This window comes from Brevibacterium sp. FAM 24630 (assembly GCF_049804075.1).
GTDB lineage: Bacteria > Actinomycetota > Actinomycetes > Actinomycetales > Brevibacteriaceae > Brevibacterium.
In genome coordinates, this window is the sequence record NZ_JBNBZD010000004.1 from 107851 (window position 1) to 130790 (window position 22940).

Below are 22940 nucleotides of genomic sequence, written 5' to 3' on the forward strand. Positions count from 1 at the left end.
GGGGATTCGACTGAGAACGGGGGCCCGATTGTGAACACGCAAGCGCCGCTGCCGGAGCTCGCCTCTGTGCTCAGTCCGGATGCGCTTGTGACCGACCGCGACGTCATCGACTCCTACTCGTCGGACAAGGCCTTGTTCTGTCCGGCCGGTGCTGCGCTGGCTCTGGTCAGGGCCGCGAACATCGATGACGTGGCGGCGGTGATGCGTTTCGCTGCGGAGCATCGGGTCCCCGTCGTCACGCAGGGCGCGCGGACGGGCCTGTCCGGAGCGGCGAACGCCGTCGATGGGGCGATTCTGCTCAATGTCGCCAAGCTCGATGCGATTCTCGACATCGATGAGGTCGATCAGACCTGCCGGGTCCAGCCCGGTGTCATCAACCAGGATCTCAAGCATGCCCTGGCCGAGCACGGATTGTCCTACCCTCCGGATCCGGGGTCGGTGGCGATTTCGACGATCGGCGGCAATGTTGCCACGAACGCCGGGGGCATGTGCTGTGTGAAATACGGGGTGACGAAGGACTATGTGCGGGCGCTGACCGTGGTGCTCGCCGATGGCACGGTGACGAAGCTGGGCCGTCAGACGGCCAAGGGCGTGGCCGGCCTCGACCTGGCTGCCCTGTTCATCGGCTCCGAGGGCACTCTGGGCGTCATCGTGGAGATCACCTTGGGGCTCAAACCGCTGCTGGCGCTGCCGGTGACCGGGGTCGGCATCTTCCCGGACATGGAATCGGCAGGCCGAACGGTGTCTGCGTACATGGCCTCCGGCGCCGCACCCTCGATGCTCGAACTCATGGACGGGGCGACGGTGGCGATGGTCAACGCCTATGGGGACTTCGGTCTGCCCGATGAGGCGGGTGCGCTGCTGCTCGTGCAGTCCGACGCTCCAGGGGCCTCCGGAGTGGCAGAACTCGAATCGTTCCAGACCATCGCCGAGGAGCAGGGGGCCAGCGAGGTCTTCTTCTCCGACGACCCCGCCGACTCCGAGCTCTTCGTCGCCGCACGTCGGGCCGTGTCGCCAGCGCTGGAGAAGTACGTGTCGACGATCGGTGGGGGCGAACTCATCGACGATGTGTGCGTGCCGCGGTCCCGCCTCGGCGAGTTCTTCGCACGTCTGGCCGAGATCGATGCCAGGCACACGGTCGAGGTGTCCACGGCCGGTCATGCCGGTGACGGGAACATGCACCCGAGCGTGCTCTTCGATGCCTCGGATGAGGCGAGCGTGGCCGAGGCGAAGGAGACGTTCGCTGAGATCATGCAGCTCGGGCTCGACCTCGGTGGGACGATCACCGGCGAGCACGGGGTCGGGTACCTCAAACGGGACTGGCTGGTCCGTGAGCTCGATGCGGGGGCGCGCTCCCTGCAGGATGGGATCAAGACCGCCGTGGATCCGCTGGGGATCCTCAACCCGGGCAAGATGCTCGGCTGAGACTTCAGGGGCCGGATCGTCGAGGACGTCTCGGCCGCTGTTCAGGGCTGAGTCGCCGGTCGATCACCGGTCTCCTATCGGTCCCGGCCGATCGCTGGTCGGTCTCCGGTGGCTGGTCGGTTTCCGGTCGATCACCGGTCGCCGGTCGGCCCTTGGCAGCCAGTGGGTTCCAGACCGCCGCTCAGCACCGCGATATCGGCGGGCCGAACCCGGCAGCAGCCGCCGATGATCTGCGCCCCGAGTCGGGCCCACTCCGCGACCGGCCACGTCTCGACCCCCGCCACTGGCGACGAGTTGGTTCCCGCCTCCGTGCGCTCACCGGCCCAGGCCAGTGCCGCTGCATCATAGGTTTCGCCCGAGTTCGGGTAGGCGACGAGCGGCAGCTGCGTGTGCCGCGCGAGTTCCGCGAGTGCCGGGGCGACGATCGAAGGACGCACACAGTTGACCCCGATCGCTTTCACCGCCACCGAGACGGACGCTGCCTCAGCGAGTTCGGCCAAGCTCGATCCGTCGGGCAGGGTGGGGCAGTCGTGCGGAGTCGTGTCCGTGCCTGCCTGTAGGGTCACACTCACCCACGCAGGAAGACCCACCTCTTCGGCCAGGTTCATGATCGCGCGGATCTCGTCGAGACGCGGCTGGGTCTCGATGGCGAGCAGGTCCGCACCCGCCTCGGCGAGGGCTTCGATGCGCGGACGGTGAAAGGACGCGTACTCCTCGGAGTTGAGACGGTAGGCACCGGTGTACTCGCCGCCGTCGCCCAGCGCGGCACCATATGGCCCGACGGAGCCTGCGATGAGTATGTGTGCAGGTCCGGCACTCGTGGCTGCAGCCGATGCCTCGCCTGCGTTCGCGTTCGCTGCGGCCGGCACCCTGTGCGGCGTCGCGGCGGCTGTGCCTGTGCCCTCCGATTCGATGCCTGCGGCTGCGGTCGCCGCAGCTCGGGCGATCCGCACGCTCTCGGTGACGATCCGACGGCCCTCGGCCGCACCGATTCCTGCCCGCTCGAAGCCGAGCGGCGTCGCCTGATAGCTCGCGGTCGTGAGGATCCGGGCACCGGATGCGGCGAAGGCGGCGTGCACCTCGGCGAGGGCGTCGGGGTTCCTGCGGATGAGTTCGGCTGACCACAGGTCGTGGTCGAGGTCGATGCCGCGGTCCTCGGCCGCGGTGCCCAACCCGCCGTCGATGACGATGGGGGCGGTCGCCTCGGCGTGGGTGCGTATCTGCGGAAAGGTCATGGACTTAGTTAAGCTTGTCCGGTGACTACAGACGAATCTCCGGCAGCATCCGAGACTGCGCCCATCAACGACCGTTCGCAGTTCGGCTTCGAGGTGGGTACCCGCATGGACACGGGTGGACGCACCGGGCTCCTCCGCACTCCGCACGGAGACATTCAGACTCCCGCGTTCATTCCGGTCGGCACGAAGGCCACGGTCAAGGCCGTCCGCCCAGACGAGGTCGCCGAGCTCGGCGGGCAGGCGGTGCTCGCCAACGCCTATCACCTGTATCTGCAGCCCGGTTCGGACCTCATCGACGAGGCCGGAGGACTCGGCAAGTTCATGAACTGGCCGGGGCCGACGTTCACCGACTCCGGCGGATTCCAGGTGATGAGCCTCGGTTCGGGGTTCAAGAAGGTCATCTCGATGGAGTCGACGGGGGTGCAGAACGACGAACTCGTGGCCGTGGGCAAGGAAAGGCTGTCGAACGTCGACGATGACGGGGTGACGTTCAAATCGCATCTCGACGGGTCGATGCACCGCTTCACGCCGGAGATCTCGATGCGGGTGCAGCACGAGCTCGGTGCCGACATCATGTTCGCCTTCGACGAGCTGACCACGCTCGTCAACACCCGCGGCTACCAGGAGGAATCGCTCGAACGGACTCGACAGTGGGCGATCCGCTGCATCGACGAGCACTTCCGGCTCACCGAGGAGCGTTCGCACCGGCCCTATCAGGCGCTCTTCGGGGTGCTCCAGGGTGCGCAGTACGAAGACCTGCGGCGCAAGGCCGCCAGGGACCTGGGGGCCATGGACTTCGACGGTTTCGGCATCGGCGGGGCACTGGAGAAGGAGAACCTCGGCATCATCATCCGGTGGGTGTGCGAGGAGCTGCCGGAGAACAAGCCTCGGCATCTGCTGGGCATCTCCGAACCCGATGACCTGTTCGAAGCGATCAAGACCGGTGCCGACACCTTCGACTGCGTCTCACCCTCCCGCGTGGCCCGCAACGCTGCGATCTACACCCGCGATGGGCGGTACAACCTCACCGGGGCGAAGTACCGCAGAGACTTCGGCCCGCTCGACCCCGACTGCTCGTGCTACACGTGTCAGAACTACTCACGGGCCTACCTGCGCCACCTGTACAAGGCGAAGGAGATGCTCTTCTCCACGCTGTGCACGATCCACAACGAGCACTTCGTCGTCTCACTCGTCGCCGAGATCCGGCAGGCGATGATCGATGGCCGCTTCGACGAACTCGAGTCCGAGGTCCTCGGCCGCTATTACTCGAAGTAGCTCGGGTCCGGCAGCCGTGGCCAGCAGGGCTTCAGCGTCTCAGGTCACGCGAAACTCGAAAACAACGCCGCTGGCGACGACTTTTTCGAGTTTCGCGTGACCTGAGCCTCGAGCGCCGGCCGGAATGCGACGGACGACGCCTCAGTGAGCGCCGGCGGGGTCGAGCTCGTAACTGGGTTCGTGGCGTTTGACGAGTTTGATGACCCGGTAGGTGACGGGCAGGAAGATGATCTCAACGGCGACCTTGTAGACGAAGCCGACGATGATGTAGTTGAGGAAGTCGAGGCCCGGGATGACTCCGGCGAAGGCGATGACGCAGAACAGCAGCGTATCGACGAACTCGCCGACACCCGTCGAGGTCAGCAGCCGCACCCACAGCTTCGACTCGCCCATCCGCTTCTTCACGGCCACGAGCACCCACGAATTGAGCAGCTGGCCGACGAAGTACCCGACGAGCGAGGCCGCGACGATGCGCGGGTAGAAGCCGAGCACCGCGGCGAAGGCTTCCTGATTCTCATAGCCGGGCCCCGGTGGGGAGATGAGTACGAGCCAGAACACGAAGGTCGCGAGGATCTGCAGGCCGAATCCGGTGATCACAGCCTTGCGGGCGGCTTTGAAGCCGTACACCTCGCTGATCACATCGCCGAGGATGTACGCGATGGGGAAGAGGAAAGCGCCGCCGTCGGTGACGATCGGACCGAAGCCGATGACCTTCGTGGCCGAGATGTTCGAGATGATGAGCACCGCGCAGAACACGGCGAGGAAGACCGCATAGTAGCGGCCCCGAGAGGAAGCGAAAGCTGCGAAGCGTGCAGCGGAGGTGGTGTCGGTGTCCGCCGAGTCGACTGCTCGACCCGGCTGCCCAGACTCCGCTTCGGAACGTTCGGACTCCGACGCCGAGCGCCCAGACTCCGCCTCAGGACTCTTCTGCGACAACGGTGATTTCCTTCCCTCCCGTGACGGTGAGCAGCTGCTCATACGTCAGGGGCATCATCGAATTCGGCGTCCCCGCGCCGGCCCAGAGAACAGGATAATCCTTGAGCGTGACATCGACGAAAGTGGGAATCGGGCCCGGATGACCGCAGGGGGCGACACCGCCGATGACGTGACCGGTCGCCTCACGGACGAGTTCCTTGCTCGCCCGGTCGAGCGAGTCGACTCCGATGAGTGACGCCACATGCGCGGTGTCGACGCGGTGGGCTCCCGAGGCCATGATGAGCACCGGGGAACCGGCCGCGGAGAAGATGAGGCTGTTCGCGATCGCCCCGACCTCGATACCCAGAGCTTCGGCTGCGGTCGCCGCGGTCGGCGTCGATTCGGTGAAGATTTCGATGCGCGGTTCGATGCCCGCGGCGACGAGATCGGCCGCGACCGCCTCATGGTTGGGGTGGATCTTCGTCTCCCCGCTCGACGAGGCGGCTCCGGGCCCGGACTCGGCAGTGACCTCCTCGGCGGGGTCCGACTCACCCACCGATTCCGCGCCGAGGCTCGCACCCGTTCCCGCGCCGGCCTCCGCGTTCGCATCCGCTTCAGTACCTTCAGCCTCAACCTCGGTCTCTGCCTCGGCCTCGGTCACGGGTTCGGCGAGTCCGCGGCGGCGCAGGAGCGGGCCGACATCGGGGCGGGTGCCGAAGAAGCGTTCGATCGCCGACATCGGGTCGACCGAATAGCCGGGAGCGAGAATGGCCTCGCGGAAGGCATCGCCGGCCTCGCGGCTGAGCCCGCCCTGCTCGTCGAACCATTCGCTCACCCAGGCGGCGATGACCTCGGAGTAGAGGTAGGAGTAGTAGCCGGATGCATAACCGGAGGCGAAGATGTGCCCGAAGTACGTCGACCGGTAGCGCGGCGGAACGAGCGGGGAGAACCCGGCAGCGGCAAGCACTTCGGATTCGAAGGACAGCACATCGGTGATGTGCTCGCCGGCTTCGAGCGAATGCCAGGACAGGTCGAGCATGGCCGCGGCGAGGTATTCGATCGTGTCGAAGCCCTGCCCGAACTTCTCACTGGCGATGAGGGCGTCGACGAGTTCGGCCGGCATCGGCTCACCCGTGTCGACGTGCTTGGCGAAGTGGGGGAGGACCTGCGGGTGGAAGCGCCACATCTCGTTGAGCTGGGAGGGGAACTCGACATAGTCGCGCGGTACCGCGGTACCCGCCGTCGACGGGTATGTCGAGTTCGCGAACAGTCCGTGGAGGACATGGCCGAATTCGTGGAAGAAGGTCGTCAGCTCGGTCGGGTTGAGCAGGGTGGGCCGTCCCTGTCCCGGCTTGGCGAGGTTGAGCGAGAGAGTGACGACCGGCAGCAGCCCCGTCAGGCGGGAGGCCGGAACCAGCTGGTCCATCCAGGCGCCGCCGCGCTTCGTATCTCGGGCATACGGGTCGATGAGCACCAGGCCCAGGGGGCGTTCGGTGGTATCGGTGACTTCGAAGGCGCGGACATCCTCGTGCCAGGCACGGACTCCGTCATAAGGGGCGAAGGTGATGCCGTAGAGACCGGTCGCGGCGCGGAAGACTCCTTCGGTGAGCACGGTGTCGAACTCGAAGTACTTAGCCACTTCGTCGGGGTCGATGCCGAATTCATCGGCCCGGAACTTCGCCAGATAGTGCTTGACGTCCTCGGCTGCGACGGCTTCGAGGCCGTAGCGGTCCTTGACCTGCGCGAGCTCCTCATCGAGTTGGGCATTCGCGGCATTGATGAGGGAAGAGACGATGTCCGCGGCGGCATCGGGGTTGCCTGCGGTCTGATTGTCGATGGCGAACGACGAATACGAGGGGTATCCGAGCAGGTGCGCCTGCAGGGCGCGCAGCGCCGTGGTGTCAGCGACCTGGGTGCGGGTGTCCCCGTCGCCGCCGCGGGACCCGCGGGCCATCGAATTGTTCAGCACGTGCCGACGGGTCTGCGCCGTGTTGAGGGATTCGAGCACGATCTGCTGCGTGAAGTTGTTCAGCGGCAGCAGGTAGCCGTCGACCCCGCGCTCGTTCGCGCGAGTCGCCGCTGCCGCGATCTGGTCCTCGTTCATCCCGGCCAGGGCTTCGACCTCGCCGAGGTGGACGGCCAGTTCCCGTGTATCGAGCTGCAGGGCGCGGGAGAAGGAGTTCTCCAGCGTGGTCAGTTCCGCCGCGATCGTGGCCATCTGCTCCCGGCCCTCCTCGCCGAGGCGGGCACCGGCCCGGACGAAGAGTTCGACGGTGAGCTCCTGCTGCCGTTTGTCCTCGGGGTTGAGGTCGGTGACCGAGACCTGTTCGATCCGGTGGAAGAGGTCGACGTCGAGCAGGATCTCGGTGCGGGTCGCGGACAGGACCTCCCACACCTCGGCGATGGCGTCGGTGAGTTCAGGACGCAGATGATTCGACTCGACGGCCGCGGCCACGGAGGCGATGCGGGTCATCGGCACGGACGCGGACTCGAACCTCACGGTGGTGGAGAAGAACGTGGACTCCGCTTCATCAGCGATGATGGCGGCCACCTCGGCGCGGGCGAAATCGGTCGCCGTGTGAACCGCGGTCAACAGGGCCTCCGGGGTCACCGCGGTGAAGTCGGGCAGCGAATAGTCGCCCTGCGGGTCGAGGAACGCCTCCCAGACATCGATGCTGTTCGGTTCTGCGTTCATTCTCGACATACCACTTTCTCTACGGTTGGGGTCTCCAGCCGATCCTAACGTGAGAGTGCCGACCGGCGCATGATCGCTGGTTACACTTGAGGTCATGGGCACTGGGCAGGGCAAATCCCTGACACTCAACAACGCATTCCGGGTCGGCTTCACCGGCGCTCTGGGTGTGGGACTGGCGATCGCGCTGATGACGGCGCTGCAGTCCGTGGCAACCCTGCTCATCTACGTCGGTCTGGCACTGTTCCTCGCCCTCGGACTCGACCCGATCGTGCAGTGGTTCGTCGCACGCAAGGTGCCGCGCTCGCTGGCGGTCCTCATCGTCGTCGCAGCCTTCATCCTCATCGTCGTCGGGGTGGCGCTGCTAATCGCCCCGGCCGTGATCAGTCAGATCCAGACGTTCATCGCGGATCTGCCCGGGATCGTGGCGAACCTCGCGGCGACGGGGTGGGTGACGGAACTCGAAAAGCAGTTCACCGGTGCGATCGACATCGATGCGGTGTTTGCGAACATCGGCGCATGGGTCTCGGATCCGAAGAATGTGCTCTCCGTCGGCGGCGGTGTCGTGTCGATCGGGGCGGGGATCCTCAGTTTCCTCACCGGCGTGATCATCGTCGTCATCCTCACCATCTACTTCGCCGTGACGATGCCGACGATCAAATCCGCAATGTTCTCCCTGGTTGCGGCCTCCTCGCGGCCGACGGTCGAATCCGTCACCGAGGAGGTCACCCGCTCCATCGGACGCTACGTCCTCGGCCAGCTGTCCCTGGGAATCGTCAACGGTGTGTGCTCGGCGATCTTCCTGTCCATCATCGGCGCGCCCCTGCCGGCGCTGCTCGCCTTCATCGCGTTCCTCGCCTCGCTCATTCCGCTCGTCGGCCCAATCGCGGGTGCGATCATCATCACGGCATCGTGCCTCATGGTCTCGCCGGGGCTCGGCATCGCCGCAGGCATCTACTACCTCGTCTACATGCAGGTCGAGGCCTATCTGCTCAGCCCGCGCATCATGAAGGCCGCTGTCGACGTGCCCGGAGCGCTCGTCATCATCGCAGCGATCGCCGGCGGAACCCTCGGCGGTGTGCTCGGTGCGGTCGTCGCGGTGCCGGTGGCCGCCTCGGCGCTCATCGTCATCCGCAAGGTCGTCGTGCCCGCGCAGGCGAAGAAGTAGGGTCAGGAAGGATCATCGTCGATGCGGGTGACGATGACGTGGATGATGAGCTTGACGATGTAGTACGCGGCGAAATACGCCACGGCCCCGAAGACGAGGTTGATGAGCAGATCCCCGTCGCCGCCGAGACGCGGCAGTGTGATGAAGACGGCCGCGGTGATCGCCGCGAGATACGGGATCAGACGGAGGACGGGGCTTTGGGGCTCACTCATGGACGTGAGTCTAACAACGCAGAGTTGACGGTTCTGTGTCGCACCTAAGATGGGGATCATGGCTCAGACACGATGGGCGGCACACCGCGACGAAGCGGTCCCCGAGGATGTGGAGCGTCTGCTTGCGACCGTGCCGGAATGGTTCGGCAGGCCCGAATCGAATGCAGAATACATCGACGAGGCACGCACCATGGAGACATGGACGGTGCGGGGGTCGGGACGGCGATGATGCGGGCGATCAGTGCCGATGCCCGGAAGCGTGGGGTGAAATTGCTGCAAGTGAAGACTCTCGGGTTTTCGCACAGCGATGCGAACTATGCGCGAACCCGGCACTTCTACGAGACGGCGGGATTCATTTCGCTCGAGGAGACCGACCTGTGGGGCGAAAGCACGCCCTGCCTGATCATGGTCAAGCCGCTGATATGACGAGCTCCGCAATTCCGCCCTGGCCGGCGACGTCTCCTGCTCGTGGTCGAGTTCGCCTGCGAGCGGTGGAAGCGCGAGACAGTGCAATGGCGCGTGAACTCTCGACCGATCCCTATGTGCCTCTGACGGGATCGCTGCCGAGCTGCGCGACGGAGCAGCAGGCGAAGGCGTGGCTGAGTCGCCAGCAGAAGAGGAATCGCGAGGGAACCGGTTTCTCATTCACGATAGCCAGACGGACGGATGACGACGCTGTCGGTCATTGCGGCTTGTGGCTGAAGGAGCTGGGGGAAGGGCGCGCGACTGCAGGGTATGCGATCGTTCCTTCGCAGAGGAAACAGGGACTTGCGAGCGAGGCGCTGGCACTGCTGACCGAATTCGCGTGGACGATTCCTGGTCTGTACAGAGTCACACTCTTCATAGAACCGTGGAATGTCTCGTCACTGCGAACGGCAGAACACGCCGGTTACGTGCGAGAAGGCGTGCTGGCAGGCCATCAGATGATCGGCAGGGAGCGCAGGGATATGGTTCTCTATGCTGCCATTCGGCGAACTGGACGCGGACGATGACGGATCCGATGGAAGCGGCAAGTCTCGACCTGGAGTTCCCCTTCACCGGTCGTTGGCTGGTACAGAACAGCCCGGCCGATCGCGTGCCGAGTCATGGTACAACGATGTTCGCGACCTCCTTCAGCATCGACTTCGTACCGGTCGACGATGCAGGGAGGTCGGCGGTCTTCACTCTCGGATCGCTGGTGCGGTCTGAGCCTCCAGAGAATTTCACAGGCTTCGGCCGTTCCGTGCTCGCCCCGACCGATGGCACGGTGATGACCGTCCACGATTCCGAATTCGATCATCCTGCCTATCGGGGCCTGCCCTCACTCGGCTATGCGCTGACTCAGCGCAGGCGTGCCGAAGCGGGGTGGCGGGCGCTGGCCGGAAACCATGTGATGATCAAGAGCTCCGGTGGAATCGTGGCTCTGTGCCATCTGCAGCGGGGCAGTGCTCGGGTTCGACCGGGTCAGGATGTGCATGTCGGTCAGGAGATCGGCCGCTGCGGGAACTCGGGCAACAGCACGGAACCTCATCTGCACGTTCAAGCGCTCGACGGCTCCGATATCGAGCGAGCCGCCGCTCGGCGAATATCGTTCAGAGGGTCCCTGCCCTCAAACGGTTCGATCATCGCGGTCTGAGGCGCGAGGAGACACGTGCAGAGCACCGTTCTGCCTGCGGACGAACTCTCTGCCGAGAACCGCCGACCTATTGTCCCGTCGGACAGTCCGGCCTATGGTGAGAGGACGTTATCCATCGACTCGGTGGACGCCGGTCAGTGCATCGGGCGTGACAGAGGAATCCGAGCGGATGGACTCACACGAAGGAGTGTCATGGCAGTCTACTCAGCACCCGGAACCGACGGTTCTCTCATCACGTTCAAATCGCGCTATGAGAACTACATCGGCGGAGAGTGGGTGCCGCCGAAGGACGGCAACTACTTCGAGAACATCACCCCCGTCACCGGCCAGGTGTTCACAGAGATCCCCAGCTCCACGGCAGACGATGTCGAGACCGCCCTCGACGCGGCCTGGGCGGCGGCCCCGGCCTGGGGCAAGACCTCGACCACGGAGCGGGCGAACATCCTGCTCAAGATCGCCGACCGGATCGAGAACAACCTCGAGATGCTCGCCGTCGCCGAGACCTGGGACAACGGCAAGGGCATCCGCGAACCGTTGGCCGCGGACCTGCCGCTGGCCGTCGACCACTTCCGCTATTTCGCCTCGGCGATCAGGGCGCAGGAGGGCGGAATCTCGCAGATCGACGACGACACCGTTGCCTACCACTTCCAGGAACCCCTCGGCGTCGTCGGACAGATCATCCCCTGGAACTTCCCTCTGCTCATGGCGACCTGGAAGCTGGCCCCGGCGCTCGCCGCCGGCAACTGCGTCGTCCTCAAACCTGCGGAGCAGACTCCGGCGTCGATCCTCGTCCTCGCCGAACTCATCGGTGACCTGCTGCCGGCCGGAGTCCTCAACATCATCAACGGCTTCGGAGTCGAGGCCGGAAAGCCCCTGGCGTCGAACAAGCGCATTCGCAAGGTCGCGTTTACCGGTGAGACGACGACCGGTCGACTGATCATGCAGTACGCCTCGCAGAACATCATCCCGGTGACCCTGGAGCTCGGCGGCAAGTCACCGAACATCTTCTTCGACGACGTCATGGACGCCGATGACAGCTACCGGGACAAAGCCCTCGAAGGATTCGCGATGTTCGCGCTCAACCAGGGAGAGGTCTGCACCTGCCCATCCCGTGCGCTCGTCCAGGACTCGATCTTCGACGACTTCGTGGCCGCCGGCGTCGAACGCGTACGCGCCATCAAGCAGGGCAATCCGCTCGACACCGACACCCAGGTCGGTGCACAGGCCTCGAACGACCAGTTCGAGAAGATCATGTCCTACCTCAAGATCGGCCGAGACGAAGGCGCCGAGGTGCTCATCGGCGGCGACAAGGCCGAACTCGACGGAGACCTCGCCGGCGGCTTCTACATCCAGCCGACGATCTTCAAAGGCACGAACACGATGCGTGTCTTCCAGGAGGAGATCTTCGGTCCGGTCGTCGCCCTGACTTCGTTCTCCGACTACGACGATGCGATCTCGATCGCCAATGACACCCTCTACGGCCTCGGTGCCGGAGTCTGGTCGCGCACCGGCAACACCGCCTACCGGGCCGGACGTGACATCCAAGCCGGCCGTGTGTGGGTGAATAACTTCCACGCCTACCCGGCCCACGCGGCCTTCGGCGGATACAAGTCCTCGGGCATCGGCCGCGAGAACCACAAGATGATGCTCGACCACTACCAGCAGACGAAGAACCTGCTGGTCAGCTACTCCGAAAGCGCACAAGGATTCTTCTGATGAGTGATACAGCCGAAACAGCCGTTCTCGAATCGACACCGACGATCGAAGGCGAAGAGAGATCGCGAGTGGCGATGACTCAAGCCGCCGTCGACCTGCTCGCCGGCCTCGTCGACAAGCACGGGCAGCTCATGTTCCATCAGTCCGGCGGATGCTGTGACGGGTCGTCGCCGATGTGCTTCCCCGAAGGGGACTTCCTCACGTCGGAGGCCGACGTCCTGCTGGGCCACTTCGAATTGCCCATCGAGGATTCCGAGAAGGCCGGACTGGACTTCTGGATGTCGACCGAGCAGTTCGAGTACTGGAAGCACACGCATCTGACCATCGATGTGGTGCCGGGACGAGGAGGCGGCTTCAGCGTCGAATCACCGACGGGCAACCGCTTCATCATCCGCTCGACGCTCATGGACGTCGCCTGAGCTGAGACTCGGGGGCAAGCGGGCGGGTGCCGACGCTACACGGAGTCGGCCCGCTTCGGAGCCGCCCTGACGTGGGCGCGTTCGCCCTGCTTGCCGACGAGGCTGAGGAACTCGACCGGCCCTGAGCTGGTGGCTCCGAACCAGTGCGGGGTGCGGGTGTCGAACTCTGCGGCCTCCCCGGGCTCGAGGATGAGGTCGTGCTCTCCGAGGACGAGCCGGAGCCGGCCGTTGAGGACGAACGCCCAGTCGTAGCCCTCATGGGTGCGCAGCTCGGGCTCGGCATCGTCTGATCCGGTGGGGAGGATGAACTTGTAGGCCTGGATGCCTCCCGCCCGTCGTGTCAGCGGAAGGATCGTCCGCCCGTCGCGGGTAGGGATCGGGCGCATATTCACGCGCGGGTCGCCGGTCGGCGGGGCGTCGACGAGTTCGTCGAGAGTGGCTCCGAAGGCGCGTGCCAGGGGCAGCAGCTGTTCGAGCGTGGGGCGTCGGTGGCCGGCTTCGAGCCGAGACAGTGTGCTGATCGAGATTCCCGTCTCGGCGGCAAGGTCACTCAACGTGATGTCGCGGCGCTGACGCAGCTGCTTCAGCCGTGGCCCCACGGCATCGAGAGTGCGATTCATCGGATCATCCATGACCCTGAGTTTGCCATTCGGAAAATCCAATTGCAATACCGCTCAGGTCTCGTCATGATCGGAACATCCGGGTGCCAGAGCGGCGGTCCCGGAACGATCGGGAGGACGAGATCATGGCAGAAGACACCGACGCTCTCCGAGACGTCGTCATCATCGGAGCAGGAGCGGCAGGACTGAGCGCCGCACTGACCCTGGTCCGCGCACGTCGGGCGGTGACACTCGTCGATGCGGGACAGCCTCGCAACGCACCGGCAGAAGCGGTCCACGGGCTGCTTGGCCACGAAGGCATCCGCCCCGACCGGCTGCTGGCGCGGGGACGTGAGGAGGTCCGCGGATACGGCGGGGAGATCGTCGATGACGAGGGCATCGGCGTCACGCGTGATGACACCGGATTCACACTCAACCTGAGCGGAGCCGGTCCGATCAGGAGCAGGACCCTGCTCATCGCGACCGGGCTGGTCGACGAGCTGCCCGCGATCCCCGGGGTGCGCGAACAGTGGGGACACGGAGTGCTCCATTGCCCGTACTGCCACGGCTGGGAGGTCCGCGACAGCCGCATCGGAGTGTTGGTCACCGACCCGATGGCAGTCCACAAGGCGTTCCTGTTCCGACAGTGGAGTGCGAATGTCATGCTCTTCGCCGGCGACCACCGGCTGACCGAGGACGAGCAGACGAAACTCGAGGCTCTCGACATTCCCGTCATCGACGGCGGCATCGACAGTCTCGAGATCGTCGAGGACCGCCTCACTGGCGTGCGTCTCGACGACGGGAATGTCGTCGCCGTCGATGCCGCCGTCGTGGCCACGCCGATGGTCGCCCGATCAGAGCTGTTCTCCGGCATCGGCCTCGAACCCACCTCGCACCCGGCCGGCGCGTTCATCGAGACCGACGCCTTCGGACAGACCGCGATGCCCGGAGTCTGGGCGGCCGGCAACGCCACCGACATCGGCGCTCAGGTCAGTGGAGCCGCGGCCGCAGGAGCGCTCGCCGCCCAGCACATCAACTCCATTCTCATCAACGAGGACCTCGACTTGGCCGTGGAGCAGCTGGAGGCTTGGCGAGCAGGAAGGGTCGGCTGATGACGCACTCATTCGACAAGGACTACTGGGAAGGCACCTGGAGCGGAGAGCGCGGGGCGATGATGAGCTCCGGGGACCCGAATCCGCACCTGATCGACCAAGTCAGCGAACTCGAACCGGGAACCGCGCTCGACGCAGGTTGCGGAGCCGGCACGGAAGCGCTCTGGCTCGCGAGCCAGGGGTGGAATGTCACCGGCGCGGACATCTCCGACACGGCCTTGGACACGGCTCAGGACCGGGCTGCGGCCCTCGGACTGGAGCGCCACATCCGCTGGGTCCGGGCAGACCTGTCCGCTTGGCAGCCGGAGACCCGGTTCGACCTCGTCACCACCCACTACGCGCACCCGGCGATTCCGCAGCTGGAGTTCTACGACCGGATCGCGTCCTGGGTGGCACCGGGCGGAACACTGCTCATCGTCGGCCACCTCCATCACGACCACGGCCAGAGTCCGAAGAACCACAACCACGACGAGCACGGGCATACCGCGCCGCCGGTCGAGGCCTCAGCGACCGCCGCCTCCATCACGGCCCGCTTCGACCCTGACGAATGGACGGTCATGACCGCCGAGGAATCCCGACGGACGATCCTCGGCCCCAGCGGTCACCCGACCACCGTCGACGATGTCGTCGTCCGTCTCACTTCCCCGGCTTCAGCAGCTCCGGCTCACCGAGAGAGAGCATGAGGCGATTCGCCCAATTGAAGAACGCCGCGCAGCCGAGGACATCGATGATGTCCGCGTCGTCGAGCCCGGCCTGACGCAGCGTGGCAACGTGATCGGGTCCGAAGGACTGCGGGGTCAGCGTGAGCGCAACCGAGGCATCGACGACGGCATCCCACACCGGATCGCCGAGGCGGGACGTCGTACCGATGCCCTCATCGAGCAGCCGCTGCACGAGATCCCGTCGGCCCGATTCCTCGGTGGCCCGATCCGCGTGGATCGAGGCGCAGAAGAGGCAGCCGTTGAGCCGCGAGGCCGCAGTGGCCGCGAGTTCGCGTTCGGCCCGACCCACACCGTCAGTGGTGTTGAAGAAGATGTCGAAATCGGTCAGTGTGCGCGCTTTCAACGCTGCCGGATCGCGGGCGAGGAGACGGAAATAGGGGTTCTTCGCCCGTCCCGCCTCGACGAGGGCATCACGTTGGGCATCGGTGAGATCCGCCTCGGCGACGGGGGCGATCCACGGCACCCAGCCGAGCCCGGCCTGCTGGAACAGCTCGGGCCGTGTGAGAGTCGGATGGGTCTTCACCCGGTCCCCGACGTGGCTCAGTGCCCGCTCCACCTGTGCCGAGGTGGAGGTGTCGTCCGACGAGCCCGGAGTCCGAGGTGCGGGAACGTCCGGCGTCGGAGTCGCACTGGTCAGTGCTGCCAGACCGGTGCTGATGCGGATCTGGAAATTGAGGAACGACACGAGCTGGGCGAGGGTGACGATGCCGTCCTCGTCCCATCCTGCCTCGAGCAGGAGCGCGAGATGCCCGGGACGGCAATCGCGCGGATGGAGCACGAGCAGATGAGCGAATTCGAGTCCGGCCACGAGCTTCTCGCCGAGACGGTCCGCCGTCGCCTCTCGCGCGGCGAGCCACGGACCCGGGACGCTCTCCTGTGCCAGAGCCGAGGATTCGTAGATGCCGTACGGTCCGTGCACGCCGGACATCGCAGCCGAATCGGACTCGTCGTCCGGGCCGGGTCCCGCAGCCGCTCCCGCACCCGCAGCCGCGGTCGCATCGTCGAGGAGTTCGGCGACCGCCCACGACGCGGACTCGTCTTCATCGCGGAGCAGATCACGGTAGAACTCCTCGGCGCGCGGAGCCCCGAGCAGGCCTGCAGTGAAGGCAGCGACCGCGTAGCGGTCGCGGTAGCTCACTTCGGCCGGATCAGCCGGTTCGAGCAGCGCTTCGAAGCTCAGCTGTGCGTTCTCCTTGGCCTGGGCCCGGTGGTCAAGGAGGGCATCGAGAGGATCGTTCGCAGCGATCCCCGCGAGGAGGTTGATGATGTCGGCCATCTCAGTGCACCCGCTCCTTGGTCACGGCGAATCCCAGGGCGGGGGCCACCTCGGTGGCGAGCAGTTCGATCGATCGCAGAGCGGTCTCATTCGTCGCCGGCACCGAATGCACCTGGAAACTGACGTCCGTGGCCCGGTCGAGAACGCGGTCACGGTGGAGCCGTTCGCTCACCTGCTCGGGCGTGCCGAGGAAGGTGTCGGTGGCCTCGAGGAGCTCGTCGAGGCTCAGCCCTGAGGTGTCATAGCCGACGAGGCGGTCGGCCTCGGCCCGCAGCGCCGGTTCGGTGATCTCTCGCAGCCGCGGCAGGTCTGCGGCATCGGCGACCACGGCAGTGCGGGAGGCGAGGATGCGCGGTTCGACCCCGTCGGGCAGCTGGGAGAGATAGGTGTCGATGACGGGCAGCTGCACCTCGTCGAGGCGGGCCCCGGGATCGTCCTGCGGACGCGGCTGCGTCCGCGAGAGCATAAGCCCGTCCCCGGCGGCACCGGCCGCCCCGGCCCCGCCCGAAGAGAAGGTCGCCTGCCACAGTCGCCGGTCGAGATTCGCCCGGTCGGGACTCGAGGCGGGGTAGAGCCGGTGTGCGGTGGGAAGCGGCCCGCCGGCGAACAGGGTGCGCAGGGTCGCGAGATTGTCGGCGAACGTCTCCCGACGTTCCTCGAAGCTCGTGCCGAAGGCGGGGAAGGACTTCGGATTTCCGCCCGACCCCAGGCCGATCTCGAGCCGTCCGACCGAGAGTTCGTCGAGGACGGCGGCGTCTTCGGCCACACGGACCGCATTCTCCATCGGCAAGGTGATGATCGCGGTGCCCAGTCGGATCCGACGGGTTCGGGCGGCTGCGTGGGAGAGGAAGACGAGCGGGGAGGGGAGGCCGCCTTCGGTCGCGGAGAAGTGGTGTTGAGCGACCCAGGCGGAATGGAAGCCGAAGTCCTCGGCCGTCTCGATCTGCTCGAGGGCGAAGCGGTAGCGTTGCGCGGCCGGGGCGTCCTCGAGCAGGCGGGTGAAGAATCCGAGTTTCGGGCCCGTCGCCTGATGGTCGGTGGGGTGACTGGTCATGGGTCTCAGCTTTCTGCTGCCGTGGTGAGCAGGGTCGGGGTGAGCGGTCGATCGTCCGCGGGTGGTGAGTCCGACGACAGTGTCGCGGGACGGGGGATCGCGTCGAGCAGACTCCGCGTGTAGGACGTGCGCGGGCGGGCGAAGATCTCCTCGGTCGGGCCGGTCTCCATGAGATGCCCGCGCGACATCACGGATACCGTATCAGCGATCTGACGGATGACGGCGAGGTCGTGGGAGATGAAGACGTAGGTGAGGTCGAGCTGGCTCTGCAGATCGTCGAGCAGGGTGAGGATCTGTGCCTGCACGGTGACGTCGAGAGCCGAAACCGCTTCATCGAAGACGACGAGCTCGGGTTCGACGATGAGGGCGCGGGCGATCGCGACCCGCTGCAGCTGCCCGCCGGAGAGTTCGGCGGGACGGCGGTCGAGGAAGTCAGCCGGCAGCGCCACCCGGTCCATCGCCTCGGCGACGAGCCGGGGCCGGGAGGCGCGATCGCCGAGGCGGAAGTTGCGCAGAGGCTCTGTCAGGGTCGAGCGGATCGAATGCTTGGGATCGAGCGCGGAGAATGGGTTCTGATGCACGAGCTGGACGGTGCGCCGGAACTCTCGCCGCCGCTGCCGGGAGGGACGGCCCCGCCCGAACTCGGCGGCGTCGAAGTCGCCGATGCGCAGCTGCCCGGACTGGGGTGTGAGGAAACCGGCCAGGGCCTTGCCCGTGGTCGTCTTGCCTGAACCCGATTCGCCGACGATGCCGTGGGTGGTGCCGCGGGCCACCGTGAAGTCCACGTCTTCGACACCGGAGACCTGATCCCCGGTGCGGTCGAAGACGTGGGTGAGTGATTCGACGGAGACGAACGGGTGTGCAGACCGCGCGGCCGCCTCGGCGAGGGCAGGGCGGGCCTTCGTCTGCAGGGCTGGGGCATCGGTGATGAGGCGGGAGGCGTACTCGGTGGAGGGGTGGGAGAAGACCCGACCGGCCGGGCCCGACTCGACGATGAGCCCGCCGTGCATGACGGCGAGTTCGTCGGCTCGCTCCCCGGCGACGGCGAGGTCGTGGGTGATGAAGAGGACGCCCATCCCGGTCTCGGCCCGCAGCTGGTCGAGAAGGTCGAGGACCTGCTTCTGCACGGTCACATCGAGCGCCGAAGTCGGTTCGTCGGCGATGAGCAGGCGCGGGCGCAGTGCGATGGCCGCGGCGATGAGCACCCGTTGCCGCATCCCGCCGGAGAGTTCATGCGGGAACTGGTCGGCCCGTTTCTCCGGCCGGTCGATGCCGACCCGTGCCAGCAGCTCGATGACCTGGGCGCGGGCCTCTGCCCGGTTCGCACGACGGTGGATGCGCAGCGCCTCGGCGACGGACTTCCCGATGGTCTGCAGCGGGTTGAGCGAGGACCCAGGGTCCTGCGGGACGTAGCCGATCTGCGTCCCGCGCACACCCCGCCACCCGGCAGCGCCCAACGACAGCAGATCGAGATCGCCGAGGCGGATCCGCCCGGCCGTGACCCGCGCCGAGGACGGGAGCAGGCCGATGACGGCGCTGGCCGTCGTCGACTTCCCCGAACCGGATTCGCCGACCACGGCCGTCATCGAGCCGGGGCGGACCACGAGATCGAGCTCGCTCACGGCCGGGACGGAAGGGCCGCCTCGGTGGGTGTAGTCGACGGAGAGCCCGTCGATGCGCAGCAGCGAAGACCCGGTCATGATGTCACCTTTCGCAGGGTGTTGCCGATCTGATGGGTGGCGAGCACGATGGCCATGACCACGATGCCGGGCAGCACGGTCAGCCACCATGCGGTGGCCACGAAATTGCGGCCCTCGGCGATGATGAGGCCCCATTCGGGGGTCGGCGGCGGGGTGCCGTAGCCGAGGAACCCGAGTGTTGAGATCTGGAGGATCGCGGATCCGATCTGCAGCACCGCCAGCGACAGCACCGGAGAGATCGAATTCGGGAGGATGTGGCGGACGAGGACGGAGAAGAATGTGCCGCCGGAGCCGTAGGCCGCGGCCACGAAGTCGCTCGTGTTGATCTGCACCGCCTGGGAGCGGGCGAGACGGGCGAATTGGGCGATCGCCGTGACGCCGACGGCGATGGCCGCGTTGATCGTGCCGAAGCCGAGGACGACGACGATCGAGAGGCTGAGCAGGATCGCGGGAATCGACAGCAGCACATCGACGAGGCGCATGAGCACATCATCGAGCCAGCCGCGTCTGGTGCCGGCGATGAGCCCGATCGTCGTACCGAGGACCAATCCGACACCGACCGCCACGAGAGCAGCCAGCAGGGATTGGGAGGCGCCGTAGACGACGCGGGTGAAGGCATCGCGACCGGTCTGGTCGGTGCCGAACCAGTGCTCGAGGCTCGGTGCCAGCAGTGCCGGAGTGTCCCCGCCGTCGTTCGGATCGTAGTGGGTGAACAGGCCGGGGACGAGGGCCCAGGCGATGGCGATGAGCAGGACCAGCGCCGAGACGACGGTGGCCGGGGGAATCCCGGGACGCGTCCGAGCTCCGTGCACGCGGGCACGGTGTGGGCCGGCACCCTGACCACGAGTGAAGACATCGGTGATGCTCATGCGTTCTTCTCCTTCGTCTCGCCGGAGGGCGCGGGATCGGCATCCCAGTCGAGGTCGACGCCGACGCTCGCCGCGGTTGCCGTCAGGGCCCGTCGTGTGGGCCCGTCGTGACTGCGCAGGCTCCTGCTCACCGAGGCGACGCTGCGTTTCGAGCGCAGCCGGACGTCGATGATGGGATAGAGGAGGTCGACGATGAGGTTGATGATGACGTAGCCGAAGGTGGCGATGACGACGACGGCCAGCAGAATCGGATTGTCGCGGTGGGTCACCGCCTGGGCGGTGATGAGTCCGATGCCGTTGCGGCCGAAGACGGTTTCGGTGACCACGGCACCGGCGACGAGCTCGCCGAAGACGAGCCCGATGATCGTCAGTCCCGGCAGCACCGCATTGCGGGCGACGGTGTGGACGAGGAGCCACAGCTCGGAGGCGCCCTTCGCGGTGGTGACCTTGACGAACCCGGAGGCCTGCACCTCGGTGATGGAGCGGATGAGCACCTGGGCGATCGGAGCCGAGAGCGGGACCGCCACCGTCAGGGTCGGCAGCACGAGCGCTTCGGCGGGGCCGGCATCGACGACCGAGACGATTCCGAGCTGGAAGGAGAAGACCTGGCTGAGCAGGATTCCGAGCCAGAACACGGGGATCGAGATGAAGAGACTGGGCACCGAGTCGAGAACCCGACGCACTCGCGACAGCGGCCCGGTGGCCGGGCCGTAGGTCGCGAAGACGGCGATGAGTACGGCGAGGACGAGGGCGGTGACGAACCCGGAGATCGCGAGCACCGCGGTCGAGGGCAGGGCCGCGGAGATGATCGTCGATACGGCCGCGCCGGTCTGGACCGAATAGCCGAAGTTGCCGGTGAGGAATCCGGTCAGGCTGGTGATATAGCGTCCGAACCACGAGTCGTCGGCGCCGGTGGCCTCTCGGATCTCGGCGATCTGTTCAGGGGAGAGGCCCAACGTGGGATCGGCGAAGCGGGCGGTGACGCCGTCGCCGGGGATGAGGCTGAGCAGGATGAACGCCGCGGTGAACGCGAGGAGGAGGACCAGGACCGCTTGGCCCAGGCGGACGATGAGATAGCGGGTGTCGAGGATCATTTCTCTCCTGCCAGCCAGGTGCTGTAGAAGTCGGGCCGGCCCACGGGTTCGGTGGTGAAGCCGTGGACGCGGCGGCGGAAGGCGAAGACCTGCGGCTCCTCGAAGAACGGCAGCACGTAGGCCTGCTCGACGAGGTAGTTCTGGACCGCCTCGGCGGCCTGCTGACGTTTCTCATGATCGGGCTCGGAGGCCAGGGCTTCGAGGAGTTCGTCGACCTTCGCATCGATCGAACCGTCGGCGGCATCCGTGCGGTCGGCGCCGTTGAGGAAGACATCGCGGTTGACCGAGGAGTAGTTCGAGCGCAGGTTGTCGAAGTCGGCACGGGCAACCATCGAGTGGTAGATCTGCACGGTATCGAGGTCGAGGGCGTCGAGAGTCTGCTTCGATTGGTCGCCGGGGTTGATCGACAGGCGCACGCCGACGCGACGCAGCTGCTGTTGGATGAGGGTCTGGACTTCGTTCGAACGCGGCTGCGGCAGTGCGATATTCACCGTCAGGGCCAGCGGCTGCCCGTCCTTGACGCGGTAGCCCTGCCCGTTGCGTTCGCTCCACCCGGCCTCATCGAGGAGTCGGTTGGCTCTGTCCGGGTCGTATTCCCAGGAACCCGACTGATCCGTGTAGCCCATCGCGCCCTTGGCCAGCAGCCCGGTGGCCAGCGGGTAGTTCGGGGTGAAGAGCTTGTCGACGATCTCCTGGCGGTCGATGGCGGCGATGAGCGCCCGCCGGACGTCGACATCGGCGAGCAGATCGTGGCGGAAGCGGAAGTTGATGCTGTTGTTGATCCCGTTCGTCGCTTTCGCGAAGAGGCGCAGTCCCTGCTCGGTCACGCGTGACTCGTCCGGTGCCTGGACGTCGCGGACGCCGTCGGCCTGCCCGGAGAGCACGGCTCCGATGCGCACCGAGTATTCGTTGTTGACGAGGTAGTCGATGCCGTCGAGGTGGGCTCGGCCCTGATGGTCCAGGTGCGGGGGCGCCCAGTCGTAGTCCTCCCGGGCGCGGACAGACAGCTTCGTGCCGATCGTCTCGGCGGTGATGTGGAAGGGGCCGCAGGTGTGGATCTGCGTGGCTCCGCCGGGGCCGAAGCCTTCGGCGTCGAGGGTGAGGGTGGAGTCGGCGAGCAGTCCTGCGTTCATCGTCGAGGTCGCCTGGGCGAAGCCGGGGGACGGGGCGGAGAAATGGAATCGCACTCGGTGGTCATCAAGGACTTCGCTGCGTTCGTAGTTCGAGATCTGTTCGGACACCGGCAGGGTGCGTGACTCGTCGCCACGGCCGAAGAGGTCGAAGTTCCTCGCGACGTTCGCCGGAGTCAGCGGCGAACCGTCCGAGTAGGTCACTCCCTCACGGATGGTGAAGGTGTAGGTCCTGGCCTCGGCGTCGATCTCCGGCAGCTCGGTGGCCAGCCAGGGGTGCAGGTCGAGCGTCTCCGGGTCCTGCCACAGCAGGCGGGCGGAGATGTTGTTCATGATTCCGCCGTTGGGATAGAAGCCGACCGACGGCGGGTAGAGCAGCGTCCAGGTCTGCGGTTCGAAGTAGGTGAGCACCCCACCGCGCACGGGTTCGCCGTCCGCGAGGGAACCGGCGTCCCGTGGTGTGCAGGCGCTGAGGGTGAGCAGTGTGCCGAAACCGAGACCGAGTCCGAGGAGCGATCGGCGGTCGAGGTGACGCTGAGCGTGGCGCGTCGAGGTGGCGGGACGGTCGTCCGTCATGGAATGAGGTCCTTCGGGCCGGAGAGATGGAATTGCGAAACGTCAGTGTGATAGTTCAACAATATGCGGACGTTGCCGGTGCCATGGAATGCAGGCAGAGGCGATGTCCGGAGCGGGTCCCGAGGTGGAAGTGCAT

22 protein-coding genes are annotated in these 22940 nt (G+C 66.2%); 11 read left to right on the top strand and 11 right to left on the bottom strand.

The genetic code is table 11. The annotated features are described in order from the left end of the window. Positions 1-30 precede the first annotated feature (30 nt). Positions 31-1425 (top strand): FAD-binding oxidoreductase, encoded by a 1395-nt coding sequence (locus ACPUD7_RS04755; RefSeq protein ID WP_240689536.1) that lies wholly within the window; start codon positions 31-33, stop codon positions 1423-1425. A 131-nt stretch (positions 1426-1556) separates the two neighbouring features. Here the strand turns inward: ACPUD7_RS04755 and mmuM are convergent, their stop codons facing one another. Next, entirely contained in the window at positions 1557-2660 is a 1104-nt protein-coding gene (gene mmuM, locus ACPUD7_RS04760) for a homocysteine S-methyltransferase (RefSeq protein WP_135537340.1), read from the bottom strand. Between the two features lie 21 nt (positions 2661-2681). On the opposite strand from mmuM, the gene tgt reads away from it, so the two are divergent. After that, positions 2682-3935 (top strand): tRNA guanosine(34) transglycosylase Tgt, encoded by a 1254-nt coding sequence (tgt, locus tag ACPUD7_RS04765; protein WP_205683267.1) that lies wholly within the window; start codon positions 2682-2684, stop codon positions 3933-3935. A 141-nt stretch (positions 3936-4076) separates the two neighbouring features. Here tgt and ACPUD7_RS04770 read toward each other — a convergent pair whose 3' ends face one another. Together ACPUD7_RS04770 and ACPUD7_RS04775 are read right to left on the bottom strand one after the other, a co-directional pair. Further along, positions 4077-4871 carry a queuosine precursor transporter gene (locus ACPUD7_RS04770; RefSeq protein ID WP_240689535.1) on the bottom strand — a complete coding sequence of 265 codons (795 nt, stop codon included), beginning with the start codon at positions 4869-4871 and terminating at the stop codon, positions 4077-4079. Then, a complete protein-coding gene (locus ACPUD7_RS04775) occupies positions 4852-7545 on the bottom strand; it encodes a M3 family metallopeptidase (RefSeq protein WP_135537339.1) in 2694 nt (897 codons plus the stop codon). Before ACPUD7_RS04775 ends, ACPUD7_RS04770 begins: the two co-directional genes overlap by 20 nt. 94 nt (positions 7546-7639) lie before the next feature. Here ACPUD7_RS04775 and ACPUD7_RS04780 point away from each other — a divergent pair, with 94 nt between their 5' ends. Further along, the gene (locus tag ACPUD7_RS04780; RefSeq protein ID WP_135537338.1) at positions 7640-8710 is read left to right on the top strand and encodes an AI-2E family transporter; all 1071 of its coding nucleotides are present in this window, start codon (positions 7640-7642) and stop codon (positions 8708-8710) included. A 2-nt stretch (positions 8711-8712) separates the two neighbouring features. On the opposite strand, the gene ACPUD7_RS04785 is transcribed toward ACPUD7_RS04780, so the two are convergent. Then, positions 8713-8922, bottom strand: coding sequence for a hypothetical protein (locus tag ACPUD7_RS04785; protein WP_135537337.1), 210 nt, complete (start codon positions 8920-8922; stop codon positions 8713-8715). A gap of 58 nt (positions 8923-8980) precedes the next feature. Between ACPUD7_RS04785 and ACPUD7_RS04790 the strand changes: the two genes are divergently transcribed. From ACPUD7_RS04790 to ACPUD7_RS04815, 6 genes are all read left to right on the top strand, one after another. Continuing rightward, positions 8981-9151: a hypothetical protein gene (locus ACPUD7_RS04790; protein WP_240689534.1), complete on the top strand. Its 171-nt coding sequence runs from the start codon at positions 8981-8983 to the stop codon at positions 9149-9151. Beyond that, positions 9121-9348, top strand: coding sequence for a GNAT family N-acetyltransferase (locus tag ACPUD7_RS04795; protein ID WP_240689533.1), 228 nt, complete (start codon positions 9121-9123; stop codon positions 9346-9348). Before ACPUD7_RS04790 ends, ACPUD7_RS04795 begins: the two co-directional genes overlap by 31 nt. Beyond that, complete coding sequence (locus tag ACPUD7_RS04800) at positions 9345-9914, top strand: GNAT family N-acetyltransferase (protein ID WP_135537336.1); 570 nt, start codon at positions 9345-9347, stop codon at positions 9912-9914. Before ACPUD7_RS04795 ends, ACPUD7_RS04800 begins: the two co-directional genes overlap by 4 nt. Positions 9915-10018: 104 nt before the next feature. Next, positions 10019-10537, top strand: a complete 519-nt coding sequence (locus ACPUD7_RS04805) for a M23 family metallopeptidase (RefSeq protein WP_425119303.1) — start codon at positions 10019-10021, stop codon at positions 10535-10537. A gap of 192 nt (positions 10538-10729) precedes the next feature. Next, positions 10730-12253, top strand: a complete 1524-nt coding sequence (gene exaC / locus ACPUD7_RS04810) for an acetaldehyde dehydrogenase ExaC (RefSeq protein WP_135537335.1) — start codon at positions 10730-10732, stop codon at positions 12251-12253. Then, positions 12253-12672, top strand: a complete 420-nt coding sequence (locus tag ACPUD7_RS04815; RefSeq protein ID WP_425119304.1) for a DUF779 domain-containing protein — start codon at positions 12253-12255, stop codon at positions 12670-12672. Before exaC ends, ACPUD7_RS04815 begins: the two co-directional genes overlap by 1 nt. 35 nt (positions 12673-12707) lie before the next feature. Here ACPUD7_RS04815 and ACPUD7_RS04820 read toward each other — a convergent pair whose 3' ends face one another. Next, a complete protein-coding gene (locus ACPUD7_RS04820; protein WP_425119305.1) occupies positions 12708-13304 on the bottom strand; it encodes a helix-turn-helix domain-containing protein in 597 nt (198 codons plus the stop codon). Positions 13305-13417: 113 nt separating this feature from the next. Here ACPUD7_RS04820 and ACPUD7_RS04825 point away from each other — a divergent pair, with 113 nt between their 5' ends. Next, complete coding sequence (locus tag ACPUD7_RS04825) at positions 13418-14383, top strand: NAD(P)/FAD-dependent oxidoreductase (protein WP_425119306.1); 966 nt, start codon at positions 13418-13420, stop codon at positions 14381-14383. After that, positions 14383-15066 (top strand): class I SAM-dependent methyltransferase, encoded by a 684-nt coding sequence (locus ACPUD7_RS04830; protein WP_425119307.1) that lies wholly within the window; start codon positions 14383-14385, stop codon positions 15064-15066. Before ACPUD7_RS04825 ends, ACPUD7_RS04830 begins: the two co-directional genes overlap by 1 nt. Here ACPUD7_RS04830 and ACPUD7_RS04835 read toward each other — a convergent pair. From ACPUD7_RS04835 to ACPUD7_RS04860, 6 genes are read right to left on the bottom strand one after another with little or no spacing between them, the layout of a single operon-like run. After that, positions 15020-16381, bottom strand: coding sequence for an alkylhydroperoxidase domain protein (locus ACPUD7_RS04835; RefSeq protein WP_425119308.1), 1362 nt, complete (start codon positions 16379-16381; stop codon positions 15020-15022). The two genes, ACPUD7_RS04830 and ACPUD7_RS04835, sit on opposite strands and share 47 nt — an antisense overlap. A gap of 1 nt (position 16382) precedes the next feature. Continuing rightward, positions 16383-17435 (bottom strand): putative FMN-dependent luciferase-like monooxygenase, encoded by a 1053-nt coding sequence (locus tag ACPUD7_RS04840; RefSeq protein WP_425119309.1) that lies wholly within the window; start codon positions 17433-17435, stop codon positions 16383-16385. Between the two features lie 5 nt (positions 17436-17440). After that, positions 17441-19135 (bottom strand): dipeptide ABC transporter ATP-binding protein, encoded by a 1695-nt coding sequence (locus tag ACPUD7_RS04845; RefSeq protein WP_425119310.1) that lies wholly within the window; start codon positions 19133-19135, stop codon positions 17441-17443. Then, positions 19132-20004 (bottom strand): ABC transporter permease, encoded by an 873-nt coding sequence (locus tag ACPUD7_RS04850; protein WP_425119311.1) that lies wholly within the window; start codon positions 20002-20004, stop codon positions 19132-19134. The genes ACPUD7_RS04845 and ACPUD7_RS04850 overlap by 4 nt, the downstream gene beginning before the upstream one ends. Continuing rightward, a complete protein-coding gene (locus ACPUD7_RS04855; RefSeq protein ID WP_135810895.1) occupies positions 20001-21098 on the bottom strand; it encodes an ABC transporter permease in 1098 nt (365 codons plus the stop codon). Before ACPUD7_RS04855 ends, ACPUD7_RS04850 begins: the two co-directional genes overlap by 4 nt. Further along, positions 21095-22804 carry a TIGR04028 family ABC transporter substrate-binding protein gene (locus ACPUD7_RS04860; RefSeq protein ID WP_135810894.1) on the bottom strand — a complete coding sequence of 570 codons (1710 nt, stop codon included), beginning with the start codon at positions 22802-22804 and terminating at the stop codon, positions 21095-21097. The genes ACPUD7_RS04855 and ACPUD7_RS04860 overlap by 4 nt, the downstream gene beginning before the upstream one ends. Positions 22805-22940 lie beyond the last annotated feature (136 nt).